Here is an 18,146-nt window from a genome sequence, read left to right on the forward strand (position 1 = left end):
TGAGGACGCATCATGGATATCAAACAGCTGAAGTTCCTCATCGCCCTGGATGAAACCCGCCACTTCGGCCAGGCCGCCGCGCGTTGCCATATCACCCAACCGACCCTGTCGATGCGCCTGCGCCAACTGGAAGACGAGCTGGGTCTGGAGCTGGTGCGCCGTGGCCAACGCTTTGAGGGGTTCAGCGCCGAGGGTGAGCGCATTCTAGCCTGGGCGCGCAGCCTGATGGCCGCGCACGATGGCCTGTATGCCGAAGCAGCGGCCTGCCGTGGCCAGCTGGTCGGCACCCTGCGCCTGGGTGTAGTGCCGCTGGCCGGTTTCGATCCGATGCGCCTGGTGCAGTTTTTCGCTGAGCAGCATGCTGGGCTGCGCTTTCAGTTGTTTGCCCTGAGCAGCGAGGAAATACTCGAACGCCTCGGGCGCAATCAGCTCGACCTTGGCCTGTCCTATCTCGATCGCCTCAACCCGGAACATTTCGACAGTCTGGAGTTGGCGGAAACGCGCATGGGCTTGCTGCATGACCGCCGGCATTTTCAGTTCACCGGCCCGGCCCTGCGCTGGGAAAGCCTGATCGACCTGCCGCTGGGCCTGCTCTCAGCCGGCATGCATTTTCGCCAGTCGATCGACCACAGCTTTCGCTCCCGTGGCCTGACGCCCAGCCCACGGCTGGAAACCGATGCCGTGCATCAGTTGCTGCAAGCGGTCAGCGCTGGGCTGTGTTGCGCGATCATGCCGCTCAACAGCGGCCTGGCCGAATTTACCGAGCACTTGGCGCTCACGCCGATTGAGGATGCCCACACCCTCGCCCCGCTGGGCCTGATCCTGCGCCGCAGCGCGCCGCGCTCGGCCCTGGCCGAAGCCTGCTTTGCCGAAGCGCACAAACTTTTACCGGGCGCGACTGGCTGAAAGGCCCAGGCTTGAAGCCTTGATAGATACTGTCGATCACTAGATCGGCAGCAGCGATTAGACGCACCCGTTAGAGCGGCCTAGGCTGGCACTATTGCCTCGCTGCCGGGAAGCCTGCTCATGCCACGTCACGCCCCGACCATCGCTAAAGATACAGCTCCAGTGCTGCTGCCAGCGCCCACCTACAGCTATGCCGAACTGGCGGACGCACCGCAGGAAGGCGCCGCTGCGCTGGCCAGCGAAACGGCGCTGGCGATCAGCTACAACGGCATCTGCCACAGCGTGATGATGGTCTCGCCCAGCGACCTGGAAGACTTTATCTACGGTTTCAGTCTTAGCGCCGGCCTGATCGACAGCTTCGATGAGGTCTACGATATTCGCCTCCAGCAGCACGACAGCGCCATCAGCGCCGAGGTGCAGGTCAGCAACCGCGCCTTCTGGGCGCTCAAGCAGCAGCGCCGTACGCTGGCTGGCAACAGCGGCTGCGGCCTGTGTGGGGTGGAGGCGCTGGAACAAGCCCTGCCGCACCTGCCCAGCCTCACGCCCAGTCCCCTGCCGGCAGCCGCCCACTTACAAGGTTTGCGTACGCGAATTCAGGCCGAACAGACCCTGGCCCGCCACAGCGGCGCCGTGCATGCCGCGCTGTTTGTTGATGGCCAGGGGCAGATCCGCCTGTGCCGAGAAGACATCGGCCGGCATAACGCCCTCGATAAGCTGCTCGGCGCCTTGCACCGCGAAGGAGAAAACCCGCGCCAGGGTTTTGCCGTGGTCACCAGCCGTTGCAGCCTGGAGCTGATCCACAAGGCCCTGCGCGCCGGCATCGGCACATTAGTCAGCCTGTCTGCACCGACCACCCTGAGCGTGCAGTGGGCGCGACAGCACAACCTCAACCTGATTCACCTGCCCCAGCACAACGCGCCACGGGTCTACAGCCCGGCCGCACCCGGAGTCGCCCAGCCATGAGCCTGCAACCGATCAAGCCACGCTATAAACCCTACACCGGCGCAGCCGCCGGCTGGGGCGCGTTGCGCAGCGTGACGCACTTCTGGCTGGACAGTAAGCAGCCGTTCAAGAACCTGCGTGCCCTGCTCAAAACCAACCAGCACGGCGGCTTCGACTGCCCCGGCTGCGCCTGGGGTGATTCACCGGAAGACGGCCGCATCAAGTTCTGCGAGAACGGCGCCAAAGCGGTCAACTGGGAAGCCACCAAACGCCGTGTGGACGCGGCTTTCTTCGCCCGTTACAGCGTCAGCCAACTGCGTGAACAAAGCGATTACTGGCTTGAATACCAGGGCCGCCTCACCGAGCCGATGCGCTATGACGCCGCCAGCGATCATTACCAATCGATCAGCTGGGACGACGCTTTCGCCCTGATCGCCGAGCACCTGAATGCGCTGCAAAACCCCAATCAGGCCGAGTTCTACACCTCCGGCCGCGCCAGCAACGAAGCGGCCTACCTGTATCAGCTGTTCGTCCGCGCCTTTGGCAGCAACAACTTTCCCGACTGCTCAAACATGTGCCACGAAGCCAGCGGCGTGGCCCTCGGGCAAAGCGTGGGCGTCGGCAAGGGCAGTGTGACCTTCGCCGACTTCGAGCACAGTGATGCGATCTTCGTGCTTGGGCAGAACCCCGGCACCAACCACCCGCGCATGCTTGAACCGCTGCGCGAGGCAGTCAAACGCGGCGCGCAGGTGGTGTGCTTCAACCCGCTGAAGGAGCGCGGCCTCGAGCGTTTTCAGCACCCGCAACATGCGCTGGAGATGCTCAGCAACGGCTCCGAGCCGCTCAACACCGCATTCTTCCGCCCTGCGTTGGGTGGCGATTTAGCGGCCTTGCGCGGCATGGCCAAGTTTCTCCTGCAGTGGCACCGCGAAGCGCTGGCCCAGGGCGAGCCGGCCGTGTTCGACCTGGCGTTTATCGCGGAACACACCCATGGCGTGGATGACTATTTAGCGCTGCTGGATGCCAGCAGTTGGGATTCGCTGGTCGAGCAATCCGGGCTGAGCCTGGATGAGTTGCAGCATGCCGCCCTGCTCTACCGCCGCGCCGAGCGAGTGATCATCTGCTGGGCCATGGGCATCACCCAGCACCACAACTCGGTAGCGACCATTCAGGAAATCGTCAACCTGCAGCTGCTGCGCGGCAACCTCGGCAAGCCGGGCGCCGGCCTGTGCCCGGTACGTGGGCATAGCAACGTGCAGGGCGACCGCACCATGGGCATCAATGAGCGCCCAGCAGCGGCCTTTCTCGATGCGCTGGAGCAGCGCTTTAACTTCCAGGTGCCGCGCGCACAGGGCCACAACACCGTTGAGGCGATCAACGCCATGCTCGATGGCCAGGCCAAGGTGTTTATTGGTTTGGGTGGCAACTTCGCCCAGGCCACCCCGGACAGCCCGCGCAGCCACGCCGCGCTGAGCCGCTGCGCGCTGACGGTGCAGATCAGCACCAAGCTCAACCGCAGCCACCTGACCACCGGAGCCGACGCGCTGATCCTGCCGTGCCTGGGCCGCACCGATATCGACCAGCAGGCCGGCGGCCCGCAGGCGGTAACCGTAGAAGACTCGTTCAGCATGATCCACGCCTCCTACGGCCAGCTCGAACCGCTGTCGCCGCAGATGCGTTCGGAGCCGGCGATCATTGCCGGTATCGCCAAGGCCACCCTGGGCAATCATCCGGTGGACTGGGATGCACTGATTGCCGATTACCGGCGCATCCGCGAGCTGATTGCCGAGACCATTCCCGGCTTCAGCGACTTCAACCAGCGCCTGCAACACCCCGGCGGCTTCTACCTGGGCAACGCCGCTGCTGAACGGCGCTGGCTTACCCCTTCGCACAAAGCCAACTTCAAAGCCAACCCGCTGCCCGCCGACCTGCTGCCGCCGCAAGTGCGCAGCAGCGGGCAAACGCCGGACCTGATCCTGCAGACGCTGCGCTCCCACGATCAGTACAACACCACCATCTATGGCCTGGATGACCGCTACCGTGGGGTCAAGGGCCAGCGCCAGGTGCTGTTCGTCAATGAGGCGGACATCCTGCGCCTGGGCTTTCAACCGGGGCAGCAGGTCGATATTCAGTCGATCTGGGATGACGGCATTGAGCGCAAGGTTGTTGGCTTTACCCTGCTGGCTTTCGATATTCCCGCCGGCCAGGCCGCCGCCTACTACCCGGAAGCCAACCCCCTGGTGCCGTTGCAGAGTTTTGGTACGGGCAGCTTTACCCCGACCTCGAAATACGTAGCCATCCGCTTGCAGGCCCATCAGGCCACTGCGCGCATTCTTTAAGCGAATGTGTGGCGGCGATCACAGCGGCGACCGGCAGCAGGGATTTTTTCGGCAAACCGCCCTCTAAGACTGTGCGCGGAGTAATCATCCTTTAAAAACAAAGGCCTATCTCCGCACCCTGTTCAATCGAGAAGGTCTGCCGTATGCGTACATTATTTTCTGCGCTGGTATTCAGCGCCCTGGCTTCGCCCCTGGCCCTGGCGGGCGATACCGGCAAGGTCGCCATCGGCGGCGGTATTGGTGGCGCCCTGGGCAACGTAATCGGTCAACAAGTCGGTGGCAGCACCGGCGCGGCGATTGGTGCAGGCCTGGGTGGCGCTGCAGGTGGCGTCATTACCGCACGCGACGGTAACAAGACCGAAGCCGCATTGGGCGGCGGCCTGGGCGCAGCCGGTGGCTCGGTACTGGGTAACAAGGTCGGCGGCAGCACCGGTTCAACGATCGGCGCCGGCCTGGGCGGCGCAGCCGGTGGCGCATTGGCTAATGAATACGCCGGCGGCAGCGAACGTGATCGCGGCCACTACAACGGCAAGAAACACAAGAAGCATAAAAAGCACAAACATCACTAAGTGCCGAGTGCTGACACCAAAAAGCCGCCTAACAGCGGCTTTTTTGTGTGTGGTAAGCACCTTAGCCGCGACGCCAGCCTGGCGGCGCGCTGCTCAAGCGCCGCTATGCAGACGGTTCCATCAGTAGCACCGTCAGCGCCGCCCGCAGGTTCTCGGGAATGCTCATCGGGCGGTTGCTGCTGCGGTCGACGAAGACATGCACAAAGCGCCCGGCCGCGCAGGCCTCATCTTCATCGGCCTTGAACACGGCCAGCTCGTACTGCACCGAACTGTTGCCCAGCTTGCCGACCCGCAGGCCGATCTCGATGCGCTCGGGGAAGGCGATGGAAGCGAAGTAGTCGCAGCTGGAGCTGACCACAAAACCGACTACCTCGCCGTGATGGATATCCAGGCCGCCGACTTCGATCAGGTAGGTGTTCACCGCGCTGTCGAAGAAGCTGTAGTAGGTGACGTTGTTGACGTGACCGTAGACATCGTTGTCATGCCAGCGCGTGGTGATCGGCTGGAAGTGCCGGTAATCGCTGCGCAAGTGTTGGGGTTGGCTCATCGGAAGTCCTTGAGGTTAGCGAGGCGGCTTAATAGGCCACCTGGTAGATGGCCAGGGCATGGGCCTCGGTCATTTCCCGTGGGTTGTTCACCAGCAGGCGCTGTTGCTGCATGGCGTCGCGGGCCAGGGTCGGCAGCATGTCTTGCGGCACGCCGGCATCACGCAGGCGCGTGGGCAGGCCGCTGCGCACACTGAAATCGGCCAGCGCGCCGATAAACTGCTCGGTCTGCTGCAAAACACTGCCGGCGCGCAGCTGATCGCCCAGCACCAGCGGCGCCAGCTCGGCATACAACGGCGCGGCCGCATTGCCGTTGAAGCCCAGCACATGCGGCAGCACCAAGGCGTTACTCAAGCCGTGGGGAATATGGAAATGCCCGCCCAACGGATAAGCCAGCGCATGCACCGCCGCCACCGGCGCATTGGCAAACGCCTGGCCGGCCAGGCAGGAACCCAGCAACATGGCCTGACGCGCCTCGCGGTTACCGCCGTTATGCACCACTTCATCCAGATTGGCCGCCAGCAGGCGCAACGCTTCGCGGGCCAGCAGGTCGGATAACGGATTCTTTTTCAGCGCGCTGGTGTAGGCCTCGATGGCATGCACCATAGCGTCGATTCCGGTGGCGGCGGTCACAGCCGGCGGCAGGCCAAGGGTCAGCTCGGCATCGAGCAGCGCCAGGTCCGGCAGCAGCAGCGGCGAGACCACACCCATCTTGGTGGTTTCGCCGGTGGTGATGATGGAAATCTGCGTGACTTCCGAACCGGTGCCGGCGGTGGTCGGCACCAGGATCAGCGGCAGGCGCTGGCCCCGGGCATTGCCGACGCCGTAAATCTGCGCCAGCTCCTGGCCGCACTCGGGATGCGCCAGCAGCGCCACCAGCTTGGCCACATCCATTGAACTGCCGCCGCCAAAGCCGATGATCAGCTGCGCCTTGAGCGCGCGGGCCTGCTCGACCGCTGCCAGCAGAATGGCCTCGGGCGGGTCGGCGACCACCTGATCGAAGACCTCGACGGTCAGCTCGGCACGGGCAAAACCTGGCAGCACCTCATCCAGCATGCCGAGCTTGCTGATGCCCGGATCGGTGACGATCAGTACCCGCTGCGCGCCGCGCTCGCGGCACAGCTCGGCCAAACGCCGGGAAGCGCCGATCTCACACAGAATCTGCGCCGTGGTGGCAAAGCTAAAGGGCAGCATGGGGGTGATCCTCTTGTTGTAATGATTGGCTCGCGCAGCAGCGTGGCTTGCACCCACGCTACGCGCTTCGGTCAGAAGGCGAAACTCGCCTCATCCATGGCCATCAGGCAGTCGGCACCGCCCAGCAGGGACTCGCGATGGGCGCTGGCCCGTGGCAACACCCGGCGCAGGTAGAAGTCGGCCGACTGCAGCTTGGCCTGGTAGAACGCCGACTCGCTGCTGCCCGCCTCCAACGCATCCTGCGCCCGCGCCGCCGCCTGCAGCCAGAAGCCGGCCAACAGCACATAGGCCGAATACTGGAGAAAATCCACCGAAACCGCGCCGATCTCCTGCACATCGCGCTGGCTGGCCGCAATCACTGCGCTGCTCAGCTCGCGCCACTCAACCAGACGCGCCTGCACCGTTTTAGCCAACGCGGCCAACGCCGGACGGCCCACCTGAGCGTCGCACAGCTCGCTGAACTCGGCATGCAGCGCCGACAGTTCCGCTCCGCCGTCACCGAGCACCTTGCGACGGATATAGTCCAGCGCCTGGATACCGTTGGTGCCTTCATAAAGTTGGGTGATACGGCTGTCGCGCATCAGCTGCTCAATGCCCCACTCGCGGATAAAACCGTGGCCGCCGTATACCTGCACTGCATGGCTGGCGACTTCCTGGCCCATATCGGTAAAGAAGGCTTTGACGATCGGGATCAGCAGCGCCGCACGCTTGCCGGCGGCCTTGCGCGCGGCGGCGTCCGGGTGAGCGTGCTCCAGATCAAGTTGGCGCGCGCAGTAAGCCGCCAGCATACGGCTGCCTTCGACCAGGCTCTTCTGCGTCAGCAGCATGCGCCGCACATCGGGATGCACGATGATCGGATCGGCCGCTTTGCCCGGCTCCGCCGCCCCATTCAGCGCGCGCGACTGCAGGCGCTCGCGTGCATAACGCAGCGCGCCCTGGAAGGCCGCCTCGCCGATGCCCAGGCCCTGCAAACCGACCTGAAAGCGCGCGTCGTTCATCATGGTGAACATGCAGGCCAGGCCCTGGTTGGCTTCACCGATCAGCCAGCCAGTGGCGCCGTCGAAGTTCATCACGCAGGTGGACGCCCCTTTGATGCCCATCTTGTGCTCGATGGCGCCGCAGGACAGCGCGTTGCGCTCGCCCGGAGTACCGTCGGCAGCGGCGACAAATTTCGGTACCAGCAGCAGGCTGATGCCCTTTACCCCGGCTGGCGCATCCGGCAGACGGGCGAGCACCAGATGAATGATGTTTTCTGACAGGTCCTGCTCGCCGCCACTGATAAAAATCTTGCTGCCGCTGACCTTGAAGCTGCCGTCCGCCTGCGGCTCAGCCTTGGTGCGCAGCAGGGCCAGGTCGGTGCCGGCCTGCGGCTCGGTGAGGCACATGGTGCCGGCCCATTGGCCACTGACCAGTTTGTGCAGGTAGGTGTTTTTCAGCGACTCGCTGCCGTGCTTGTACAGCGCCAGCACCGCGCCTTCGGTGAGCCCGGAATACACCCGGAACGACAGCGAGGCACCCATCAGCATCTCGTGGAAGTTGCACGCAAGCATCTGCGGCAGCGCCTGGCCGCCGTATTCGCTGGGCCCGGTCATACTTGCCCAGCCGTTATCGACATACTGCTGATAAGCCTCGGCAAAGCCATCCGGCGTGCGCACCTGACCATCGCTGAGCTGGCAACCTTGCTCATCACTGTTGCGATTCAGCGGCGCCACCACCTCGGCGGCGTAACGTGCGCCCTCCTCCAGCACGCCATCGATCAGCTCGCGGTCAAGGCCGTTGCCGAGCAGCTGACAGTGGCCACTGATATCGAACAGCTCGTGCAGCACAAAGCGCATATCGCGCAGCGGAGCCTGATAACTCATACCCGGCCCTCCTGCACATCGGATACCCGCATGTCGGCGAACCGCTGGCCGCTGCTGGCCAGTTTTTCAATCAGCCGCGCCGGCAGCCAGTGCTCACCGAACGCCGCCTGCAACGCTTTCAAACGATCATGAATCGCCGCCACACCCTGGCCATCGGCCCAGTTCATCGGTCCACCCTTGTCGGCCGGGAAACCGTAGCCATTGAGGTAGACCAGATCGATGTCGTGACTATTGGCGGCGATGTTCTCTTCGAGGATTTTCGCGCCCTCGTTCACCAGCGCCAGCAGGCAGCGTTCGAGAATCTCCGACGGGTCAATATCGCGGCGCGTGAAGCCCAGCTGCTCGGATACCTGCAGCACCAGCGCATCCACTTCAGGGTCATGCTCGGACTGGCGACTGCCTTCGGCGTAGCGGTAATAGCCCATGCGCGCCTTCTGGCCAAAACGGCCGAGGCCGCACAGGCGGTTATCCACCTGCACCGCCGGATCATCCTGGCCCTTGCCGGCCAGCTCGCGGGCGCGCCATTCCAGGTCGATGCCGACCACGTCATACATGCGGAACGGGCCCATGGCGAAACCAAAACCCTGCAGCGCGGCGTCCACCTGATGCGGATAAGCCCCTTCGAGCAGCAGCATGCGCGCTTCGCGTACATAGGTGTGCAGCATGCGGTTGCCGATAAAACCGTCGCAGTTACCCGCCACCACGCTGACCTTGCCGATACGCTGACCCAGGGCCAGTGCCGCGTCCAATACCGCCGGCGCGGTTTTGGCGCCGCGGATGATTTCCAGCAGTTTCATGATGTGCGCCGGGCTGAAGAAGTGCAGACCGAGCACGTCCTGCGGGCGCGCCGTGACGGCGGCAATCGCGTCGATATCCAGCGCCGAGGTGTTGCTGGCGAGAATGGCGCCTGGCTTCAGGGTGGCGTCGAGCGTGCGGAAAATCTGCTGCTTGAGTTCCAGGTTCTCGTACACCGCTTCGATCACCAAATCAGCATCGGCCAGCGCCGCGTAGTCGCCCACCGGGGTGACGCAGGCGAGGCGCGCAGCCGACTGTTCTTCGCTGATACGACCCAGTTTGAGGTTGTGGGCATTAGTCTCGGCCACCACCTTCATGGCCTGCTCGAGCATCTGCGGGTTGTTGTCCAGCCACAGCACTTGAATGCCGGCGTTGGCCAGGCTCATGACGATACCCCGGCCCATGGTGCCCGCGCCGATCACGGCGGCCTGTCGAACCTCGAATGCCTTGCTCATGCCCACTCCTCTAATTAGTGCCGAACGAAATGCCTGTGCTGCAAAGAAAATTCGCCAGCCACCTTAAGCAAGGCGCTACTATTTTTGAAATTTAGTCTTGTGATAAGTCGTATTCAGCAGATGAATTTCTCTACCTTCGACCTCAACCTGCTGCGCGTGTTCGATGCACTGATGCGCGAGCAGAACGTTTCCCGCGCGGCCGAGCGCCTGGCCCTGAGCCAGCCGGCAGTCAGCAACGCACTGAATCGCCTGCGCGAACTGCTCGATGACCCGCTGCTGGTGCGGGTGGGCCGCAGCATGCAGCCCACGCCGCGCGCCCAGACGCTGGAAACGCCGATCCGCGCGGCCCTGCAGCAACTGGAACAGAGTCTCAGTGCCGGCGACGTGTTCGATCCGGCCAACAGCCGTCAGCACTTCAGCATCGCCGTCACCGACTATGTCGAGCTGATCTGCATGCCGCGCCTGCTTGAACAACTCAGCCAGCAGGCACCCGGCATGCGCATCGACATCCGCCACCTGAGCCCCAGCCTGCCGGCCGAAGCGCTGGACAAAGGCGAGCTGGACCTCGTGCTGGGGCGCTTCGAGGACATCCCCGCGCGCTTTGCCCGCCAGCACTGGATGAGTGAAACCCTGCAACTGGCGCTGCGCCGCGACCATCCGCTGGGCAACCAACCGATGGACCTGCCGACCTTTCTGCAGCTGCGCCACCTGTGGGTACACGGCGGTCAGACGCGCGGCATGGTCGACCAATGGCTGGGCGAACAGGGCCTGTGCAGGGAGATTCGCTACACCACGCCCAATTACCTGCAGGCCGCGCATATCGTCGCCAGCAGTGAACTGGCTGCCGTGCTGCCGAACCAGCTAGCGCGCCACTTTGCCCGCCTGCTGCCGCTGCAACTGTTCGAGCTGCCGTTCGCCCTCGGCCCGTTTCACCTGGAAATCGTCAGCCTGGCCCAGCGCCAACGTGACCCGGCGCTGCATTGGCTGATTGAGCAGATCCAGCAGATCGATCAGCGCTGATCACCCGGCAGTCGGACAAAGCCTTCCTATACTGACGGCTACTGTCGTGCGGTCGTGGGGGATCAATCATGCTGAAATCGGCGTTGGCACTGCTGTTGGTGCTGCTGGGCACACTGGCGCAGGCCCAGAATCTGGAGATCGTGCTGCTCGATAATCAGGGCAAACCGCTCAGTGACGCCGTGCTGTGGATCGAACCCGGTCCGGCGCAAAGCCAACCCGCTACTGCAGTGATGGACCAGCAGAAGCGCCAGTTCACCCCCTATGTTCTGCCAGTACAGGTCGGCACCACGGTGAGCTTCCCCAACGCCGACCCGATCAACCATCACGTTTACTCCTTCTCGCCGGCCAAGCGTTTCGAGCTGCGCCTGCACCAGCAGAAGGCCGCACCGCAGGAAATGCGTTTCGACCAGCCTGGCCTGGTCACCCTGGGCTGCAATATCCATGACTGGATGCTCGGCTTTATCCTCGTGCTCGACACCCCCTGGTTCGCCCAGACCGACAGCCAGGGCAAAACCCGCCTGGACTTCGATGCCGCCGCCGGACAAACCCTGCACATCTGGCACCCACGCATCGCCGATCCGCAGGAAGCCATGAGCCGCGCCGTACCCAGCGACGGCACGTTGACCTGGCAACTCACCGGCGCGCTGAAGCGCGACCCTCGGCCGAAAGAGCCGAAAGCCCGCCCCATGGCCAAAGATGACTACGCCTCATGACCCTGCGCGGCAAGATTCTCGGCTTCTTCCTGCTGTTGCTGCTGGCGGTCATGGTGCTGCTATTGGCACTGGTTTATCGCTCCACGTATCAACACACCCTGAGCCAGGTGGCCGGGCAGCTGAACTTCGCCCATGCAGTGCTGAGTAACGAGCTGCAGAGCCGCCGTCAGGCGCAAAGCGCCATGGCCGATCTGATCGCCAAGGACTTCACCCTGCTCGGCGAAATCGCCGACCTGATCGCCAGCCCCCAGCAGGAAGCGCAATCACTGTCCGCAGCATTGGAATCGTTTGCCTCGCGCAGCCAGGCCAGCTTTGCCCTGGTCAGTGCGCCCGAGGGGCTGATCCTGGCGGGCACCAGTGGCGAACTGTTACCGGGCGCGCAATTGCCCTGGAATGACCTGCTCGACACAGATGATGCACAGAGCAAAGAACGCCTGGTGGTGTTCGGTGAACGGGTACTGCATATCAACGCCACGCCAATCTTCGCCCCACGGCCCAACCTGATGGGCTGGCTGATGATGGCTTTTGAACTGGACGATCAGGCGACCGCGCACCTGGCCCGTCTCAGCGGCGCCGACGTCGCGCTGCTCGACGGCCGCCCTGGGCAATACCGAGTATTGGCCAGCAACCTGCAGGCGTTGCCTCGGGCCGAGCTGGCCAGCCAGCTGCTGCCAAATGCTGAGGGCGTGTTCCGCTTCGACTTACAGGACCTTGAGCAAGTGGCCCTGCGCGCACCTCTAGTGGATACCAGAAGCGAACTGCAGGTGCTGCTGATGCGCTCGCTGGCCGCCGAGCTGGCTGATTACCAGCCGCTGCAATGGCAGCTGGCAACCATCTTTACCATCGCCCTGCTGCTGGCCGGGCTCGGCGCGCTGTGGATTGCCAACACCGTCAGCCGGCCGCTGAGTCAGATGGTCGACAACGTACGGCGCATCGCCAGCGGCGACTATCAGGTACCAATGGAAACGCAGGCGAGCGGCGAAGTCGGCTTACTCGCCCGCGAATTCGTCGCCATGCAGCAAGGCATTGCCGAGCGCGAAACCACCATCAGTTTTCTCGCTTACCGCGACCCGCTGACCGAACTGGCCAACCGCAACCGTTTTGTCGCCGAGCTGCAACAGGCCCTGACGCAATGCCTGCCGGGCGAAGGTGTGGCGGTGCTGCTGATGGATCTAGACAACTTCAAGGACCTTAACGACACCCTCGGCCACGACGCCGGTGACCAGCTGCTCTGCCAGCTCGCCGCACGCCTGCAGGCGCTGCTACGCCCCGGCGAGCAACTGGCGCGTCTCGGTGGTGATGAGTTTGCCTTGCTGATCAGCCCCTGCCAGCCGGGCTGGCTGATCCCTGCCGCCGAGCATTACCGCGCTGCTCTGCACGAGCCATTCGCCGTACGCGGCATCAGCATGACCCTCAACGCCACGGTTGGCATCGCCCTGTATCCGGATCACGGAGAAAGCGCCGGCAGCCTGCTGCAGCATGCCGAAGTGGCGATGTACCTGGGCAAACAACAGCGCTCGCCCTACGCCCTCTACCGCCCGGAACTGGACCGCCACAGCCTGCTGCGCCTGGCATTGATGAGCGAATTGAAAGGCGCGGTGGAAGGCGGCCAACTCAGCCTGTATTTCCAACCGAAGCTGAATATCCGTACGCGCAGCCTGTATGGCGTGGAATGCCTGGTGCGCTGGATTCACCCGGTGCATGGGTTTATTCCGCCGGACGAATTTATCCCCCTGGCCGAACAGACCGGCAACGTTTGCGCCCTGACACGCTGGGTGGTGCGCACAGCCGTGGCGCAGAGTCGCGCCTGGCAGGAACAGGGGCTGGCGCTGAAGACCGCGATCAATATCTCCGCACTGGATCTGGCCGATCCCGGCTTTGCTGGCTTTATCGCCGCGCAACTGGCCGCGCATGGCGTGCCGCCATCCGCCCTGATTGTGGAAATCACTGAAAGCGCGGTGATGGCCGACCCGGAACTGGCCATGGGGCAATTGCAGGAGTTGTGCGAATTGGGCGTGAAACTGTCGATCGACGACTACGGCACCGGTTACTCAAGCATGGCCCAACTCAAGCGCCTGCCGGTGCATGAGCTGAAGATCGACAAGTCCTTCGTGCTCGACCTGTTGAGCAACCCCGATGACGACATCATCGTCCGTTCGACTATCGAGTTGGGCCACAACATGGGCCTGAAGATCGTCGCCGAAGGGGTGGAAACCGAGGCCATTCTCGACCGTCTGGATCAGCTCGGTTGCGATATCGCCCAGGGCTACTTGCTGAGCAAACCGCTGCCACCCGCCGCGTTTGCCAGCTGGCTGGAAAACTGCCAGTGGCACTTGCCTGCCGCAACTACTGAAGGCGCTGCTCGCCAACCGCGACCACCGGGCAATTAACGATAATCCCACTGGCTCTCACACTGACCAAGCCTTGTTCCTGCGCTTGCAACACAGCATCAGCCGAGCGCAGCGGGCTGCCTGGCGTACCACTCAACCAGCGCACCTCATAGACATGCCACAACGGGCTGTAAGCCGTGTCCTGGTTCTCACCACCTAACGGCAGTGGGATAGACGGGAATACACTGGCCTGGCTGTCATCAACAAATTTGTAGACCCGATCATAAGTCGCCAACGGGTGCGGGCCGGGTTCATCGGGCAGTGCATTGGCCAGTCTCGGCACATAATTGGCCTGCATCACTGTCGCCATCTGCGCGTCCGAAATATCGGTGGTCAGGTAGTAAACCTGCTCACCGTTGTACCAACCCGGCAACACCGGCAGGCTCATATGAGTAACGTGCGACCGGCTACAACCACTCAACAACGCGGCTAAAAAAAACACACCCAGCAAAGCACGCATGCACGGCTCCCTTAGACTTTTCCAATGATCAGGCCAGTAGAGTCTGATTGTCCGGCGTTATTACAGATTCAGGCATAGCCCGCCTTGGCCCGTTGCCAACAGCGCTGCGATACAGGCATACCTGTCGCAAGTAAGCGCCTGAACAATGCAACACGCACAAAAAAGGCCGCTGCTGATCATCTTGATCAGCAGCGGCCCGGGAAAACGGTGGGGGCGCAGGTTAAAACGCGTTATCGCCAATCAACATGCCGTGCACGACCATGTAGGTCTTACGCCCGGACTGAAGGGTAAGCGGGCTGCGCTCAGCGATCACCCAGCCTTTGGCCAGCAGTTTGTCGATATGCGCCCGCAGCTCTGGCAAGTAGCGTTGCTCTTGCTGAAGCGATTCCATTCTTTTCATCCTCTAGAGGACTCCTTTGCGACAGCAGCCAGGTATACCGGCCCGTTCATCCGTGAAAGCTGTCACAAAAGCATAGTGGCTTAATGCCTGTCTCTAAAGCGGCAAATGGCCACATCTCTGTAGGCATAACGCGCCAAGCAGCTATAGCGTTTGGCTTACATTGTTTGGCAGTCTAGACCGCTGTGGCTGTGCTGGCAGATTCGCCGACATGCGGTGAACTGAACTCCAGGTAACCGTCCTCAACCTTGCCGTAACGCAGCAGCGCCAGGTCCAGCAGGTAGTTCTGGTAGAGCTTCCACGGCGCGCGATCCCCCTGGCTGGGGATCTTGTCAGCAGCGCGCGTGATATAACCAGAGGCCAGGTCAAGGAACGGCGCGTCCTTGACCTGCCGCGCGGCATCTCGCGGCGTGCACTGGCGCATGCCGTTGGCATCCATATGGTTGATCAGGCGGCAGAAGTATTCGCTGGAGAGGTCCGCCTTGAGCGTCCAGCTGGCATTGGTGTACCCCAGTACCACTGCAGCATTGGGCAGATCACGCAGCATGATGCCGCGATAACCCATGCTCTTGGCCGCATCGAAGGGCTGCCCATCCACCACCACTTGCATGCCGCCAAACAGCTGCAAATCCAGGCCGGTGGCACTGATGATCACATCCGCAGGCAGCTCCTGACCCGACTTTAGGCGGATGCCCTTGGCGGTGAACCCGTCGATAAATTCAGTCACCACCGAGGCCTTGCCCTGGCGTAGCACCTTGAACAGGTCGCCATTGGGCACTGCGCACACACGCTCGTCCCACGGTTTGTAGCGCGGGCTGAAGTGACGCATGTCGAAGTCCTTGCCCAACTGATGACGCGCCAACCCGAGCAACGCCTTGCGTACCAGGTTGGGGAAGGCCTTGGACAGTTTGTAGAAGCCCAGTTGCACCGCCACATTGCGCGTGCGCGCCAGGCGGTAGACCCAGGTTTCCGGCAGGAACTTGCGCAGCACGTCGGAGATCGGATCGCCCTGCGGCAGGCTCACCACGTAGGTGGGCGAGCGCTGCAGCATGGTCACATGCTTGGCCTTATCGGCCATCGCCGGCACCAGGGTAACGGCTGTCGCGCCGCTGCCGATCACCACCACATTCTTGCCGCTGTAATCGAAGTTTTCCGGCCACAGCTGCGGGTGGATAAATTCGCCCTGGAACAGTTCACGGCCTTTGAACTCGGGGGTGTAGCCCGCTTCATAGCGGTAATAGCCGGTGCACATCAACAGGTGCTGGCAGCTCAACTTGATCGGCTCGGGCTCATCGCCGCGCTGTACCTGCAGGGTCCAGGTGGCGCGTTCACTGCACCAGTCGGCCTTGAGTACCTTGTGCTGGAAGCGGATGTGCTGCTGGATGCCGTTTTCCTCGGCCGTTTCTGCGATATAGCTGCGGATCGACGGGCCGTCAGCGATCGCCAGCGGGTTGGTCCAGGGTTTGAAGTTGTAGCCAAGGGTGAACATGTCCGAGTCGGAACGGATGCCTGGATAACGGAACAGATCCCAGGTACCGCCCAGCGCTTCCCGGCCTTCGAGAATGGCGAAGCGCTTGCCGGGGCAATGCTTCATCAGGTGATAGGCCGCACCAATGCCGGACAGGCCGGCACCAATGATCAAGACATCCAGGTGTTCGACAGACATGGGGGCTCCTCAGGCTTCTTGTTATGGCTGCAGGTCGATAGATCGACCCGTAATGCCCGCCAGATTCACCCCCAATAGCGCGTTTGTCATCCAACCTTTAGTGGTGTGATCAGGCGCAAGCTGACCACAGTTATGGCTGAAGAATGACCAGAGCGCTCAACAACCTGCCCAGCGATCAGAAACGGTCGCGCAACACCACTTCGTTGTACGGCAGTTTGCCGATACGCGGCTTGGGCTCGATGGTCTTCTTGCCGACGGCGACCATCAGGGCGATGACATGGTTTTCAGGCAGGTTGATCAACTTGCCCACCGCATCGAAATCAAAGCCGTCCATCGGGCAGGAATCCAGACCCTTGCCGCGCGCGGCGAGCATCAGGGTCTGCGCCATCAGGCCACAGCTGCGCATGGTTTCATCGCGCTGCACCTGCGGTTTGTCGCGGTAATAGGTGTCGATGGCACCGGCCATATAGGCCTGCACTTCTTGCGGAGCGCCTTCCCAGACGCGGCCGACATCCTGCTGCCAGCTGTCGAGTTTAGCGCACACCACCACCAGCATTGAGGCGTCAGTCACCTGCGCCTGGCCCCAAGCCACGTCACGCAGCTGCTGGCGCAGTGCGGGATCGCTGACTTCAACCAAACGCACGTGCTGCAGGTTGAACGCTGAAGGTGCGAGCAACGCCAGCTGCAGCAGCTCATCCTTCTCGGCATCACTCAGGGTAAATGCCGGGTCATAGCCTTTGACGGCGCGGCGGCTGCGGATGGCTTCGTCGATATGCATGGGGGGATCCTTCTATGCAGGTGTGAAAGAGAGCAATGCTAGGCACTGGCCGGGCGTAACGCCAAACGCCTTTACCGATAACAATGATCGACACAGACGATTCTAGGCGGCCGCCTGCTAAAATCGCCGCCTCGCCAAATTGACCACAGCCCATGACACCAGCCGCACTCATGACCCTCCAGCAACACCTGCTCGACGCCCTAACTGCGCCGCCCAGTGAAACTCGCCGGCTGTTTCACGGCAGAGGCCGCTGCTGGCCGGGGCTGGAACAGATCACCGTGGATTGGTTGCAAGGCGTGCTGCTGGTGGCGCTGTTCAAGCCGGTGAGCGATACCGAACTGGCCGCGCTACAGCAGATGCTGCTCGACCTCGGCCAATCCAACACCTGGCAGCAAAGTGGCGCGCACAGCCTGATGCTGCAACAGCGCTACCTGCCAGAAAGCCCCACGCAATGGCTGCAGGGCGAACCGGTTGAGCACTGGGATATCTGTGAGCACGGCCTGCACTACCGCCTCGACCTGGGCAAAAAGCAGAACAGCGGGCTGTTTCTCGATATGCGCTATGGCCGTCAATGGGTACAGGCGCAGGCAGCGGGCAAGCGCGTGCTCAATCTATTCGCCTACACCTGCGGGTTTTCCGTGGCTGCACTGGCCGGCGGCGCGCGCCAGGTGGTCAATCTGGACATGGCCAGGGCTGCGCTCAACCGTGGCCGCGATAATCATCGGCTGAACCAGCACGACCTCAGCCAGGTGGTATTTCTCGGCCACGACCTGTTCAAATCCTGGGGCAAGGTGGCCAAGTACGGTCCTTATGACCTGATCATCATCGACCCACCGTCGTTTCAGCGCGGCAGTTTCGTGCTGAGCAAGGACTACCCGAAGGTGCTGCGCCGCCTGCCCGAATTGTTGAGTGCAAACGGAACGGTACTGGCCTGCAGCAATGAGCCGGAAATCGGCCCCGATTACCTGATCCAGGCCATGGCCGCTGAAGCACCAAGCCTGCGCTTCAGCGAACGCCTGGAAAACCCGCCGGAGTTTCCCGACAGCCAGCCAGACAGCGCCCTCAAGGCCCTGGTGTTTCAGCGGCACTGAATCCGCTCGCAGGGCGCCAGCTAA

The 18,146-nt window shown here is 62.7% G+C and carries 16 protein-coding genes; 8 read left to right on the forward strand and 8 right to left on the reverse strand.

Going from position 1 to position 18,146, the window contains the following annotated elements; genetic code table 11:
• Positions 1–12 precede the first annotated feature (12 nt).
• From ALTER154_RS07370 to ALTER154_RS07385, 4 genes are all read left to right on the forward strand, one after another.
• Positions 13–906 carry a LysR family transcriptional regulator gene (locus ALTER154_RS07370; RefSeq protein WP_160085867.1) on the forward strand — a complete coding sequence of 298 codons (894 nt, stop codon included), beginning with the start codon at positions 13–15 and terminating at the stop codon, positions 904–906.
• Between the two features lie 120 nt (positions 907–1,026).
• Positions 1,027–1,869 carry a formate dehydrogenase accessory sulfurtransferase FdhD gene (gene fdhD / locus ALTER154_RS07375; protein ID WP_160085868.1) on the forward strand — a complete coding sequence of 281 codons (843 nt, stop codon included), beginning with the start codon at positions 1,027–1,029 and terminating at the stop codon, positions 1,867–1,869.
• Positions 1,866–4,187, forward strand: coding sequence for an FdhF/YdeP family oxidoreductase (locus tag ALTER154_RS07380; RefSeq protein ID WP_160085870.1), 2,322 nt, complete (start codon positions 1,866–1,868; stop codon positions 4,185–4,187). Before fdhD ends, ALTER154_RS07380 begins: the two co-directional genes overlap by 4 nt.
• A 143-nt stretch (positions 4,188–4,330) precedes the next feature.
• Positions 4,331–4,756 (forward strand): glycine zipper domain-containing protein, encoded by a 426-nt coding sequence (locus ALTER154_RS07385; RefSeq protein ID WP_090250346.1) that lies wholly within the window; start codon positions 4,331–4,333, stop codon positions 4,754–4,756.
• 103 nt (positions 4,757–4,859) lie between these two features.
• On the opposite strand, the gene ALTER154_RS07390 is transcribed toward ALTER154_RS07385, so the two are convergent.
• From ALTER154_RS07390 to ALTER154_RS07405, 4 genes are all read right to left on the reverse strand, one after another.
• A complete protein-coding gene (locus ALTER154_RS07390) occupies positions 4,860–5,303 on the reverse strand; it encodes a thioesterase family protein (RefSeq protein WP_090250350.1) in 444 nt (147 codons plus the stop codon).
• Positions 5,304–5,331: 28 nt separating this feature from the next.
• Entirely contained in the window at positions 5,332–6,495 is a 1,164-nt protein-coding gene (locus ALTER154_RS07395; protein ID WP_160085872.1) for an iron-containing alcohol dehydrogenase, read from the reverse strand.
• Between the two features lie 71 nt (positions 6,496–6,566).
• Positions 6,567–8,357, reverse strand: coding sequence for an acyl-CoA dehydrogenase C-terminal domain-containing protein (locus ALTER154_RS07400; protein ID WP_160085874.1), 1,791 nt, complete (start codon positions 8,355–8,357; stop codon positions 6,567–6,569).
• Complete coding sequence (locus ALTER154_RS07405; protein ID WP_160085876.1) at positions 8,354–9,607, reverse strand: 3-hydroxyacyl-CoA dehydrogenase; 1,254 nt, start codon at positions 9,605–9,607, stop codon at positions 8,354–8,356. Before ALTER154_RS07405 ends, ALTER154_RS07400 begins: the two co-directional genes overlap by 4 nt.
• A 120-nt stretch (positions 9,608–9,727) precedes the next feature.
• Here ALTER154_RS07405 and ALTER154_RS07410 point away from each other — a divergent pair, with 120 nt between their 5' ends.
• The 3 genes from ALTER154_RS07410 (at position 9,728) to ALTER154_RS07420 (ending at position 13,730) form a co-directional block, all read left to right on the forward strand.
• The gene (locus ALTER154_RS07410; protein WP_160085878.1) at positions 9,728–10,627 is read left to right on the forward strand and encodes a LysR family transcriptional regulator; all 900 of its coding nucleotides are present in this window, start codon (positions 9,728–9,730) and stop codon (positions 10,625–10,627) included.
• A gap of 68 nt (positions 10,628–10,695) precedes the next feature.
• Positions 10,696–11,340 carry a methylamine utilization protein gene (locus ALTER154_RS07415; RefSeq protein ID WP_090250362.1) on the forward strand — a complete coding sequence of 215 codons (645 nt, stop codon included), beginning with the start codon at positions 10,696–10,698 and terminating at the stop codon, positions 11,338–11,340.
• A complete protein-coding gene (locus ALTER154_RS07420) occupies positions 11,337–13,730 on the forward strand; it encodes a bifunctional diguanylate cyclase/phosphodiesterase (protein WP_160085880.1) in 2,394 nt (797 codons plus the stop codon). Before ALTER154_RS07415 ends, ALTER154_RS07420 begins: the two co-directional genes overlap by 4 nt.
• On the opposite strand, the gene ALTER154_RS07425 is transcribed toward ALTER154_RS07420, so the two are convergent.
• The 4 genes from ALTER154_RS07425 to ALTER154_RS07440 all read right to left on the reverse strand — a co-directional run bounded on the left by ALTER154_RS07425 (position 13,687) and on the right by ALTER154_RS07440 (position 17,031).
• Positions 13,687–14,190 carry a hypothetical protein gene (locus tag ALTER154_RS07425; RefSeq protein ID WP_160085882.1) on the reverse strand — a complete coding sequence of 168 codons (504 nt, stop codon included), beginning with the start codon at positions 14,188–14,190 and terminating at the stop codon, positions 13,687–13,689. The two genes, ALTER154_RS07420 and ALTER154_RS07425, sit on opposite strands and share 44 nt — an antisense overlap.
• 220 nt (positions 14,191–14,410) lie before the next feature.
• Positions 14,411–14,581, reverse strand: a complete 171-nt coding sequence (locus tag ALTER154_RS07430; protein WP_167143638.1) for a hypothetical protein — start codon at positions 14,579–14,581, stop codon at positions 14,411–14,413.
• Positions 14,582–14,762: 181 nt separating this feature from the next.
• On the reverse strand, positions 14,763–16,253 hold the full coding sequence (locus tag ALTER154_RS07435; protein WP_160085884.1) for an NAD(P)/FAD-dependent oxidoreductase: 1,491 nt from the start codon (positions 16,251–16,253) through the stop codon (positions 14,763–14,765).
• A 175-nt stretch (positions 16,254–16,428) separates the two neighbouring features.
• A complete protein-coding gene (locus ALTER154_RS07440) occupies positions 16,429–17,031 on the reverse strand; it encodes a nitroreductase family protein (protein ID WP_160085886.1) in 603 nt (200 codons plus the stop codon).
• Between the two features lie 152 nt (positions 17,032–17,183).
• Here ALTER154_RS07440 and ALTER154_RS07445 point away from each other — a divergent pair, with 152 nt between their 5' ends.
• A complete protein-coding gene (locus ALTER154_RS07445) occupies positions 17,184–18,122 on the forward strand; it encodes a class I SAM-dependent methyltransferase (RefSeq protein WP_160085888.1) in 939 nt (312 codons plus the stop codon).
• The last annotated feature ends 24 nt before the right edge of the window (positions 18,123–18,146 follow it).

This window comes from Pseudomonas sp. 9AZ (assembly GCF_902506525.1).
GTDB classification, from domain to species: Bacteria; Pseudomonadota; Gammaproteobacteria; order Pseudomonadales; family Pseudomonadaceae; genus Aquipseudomonas; species Aquipseudomonas peli.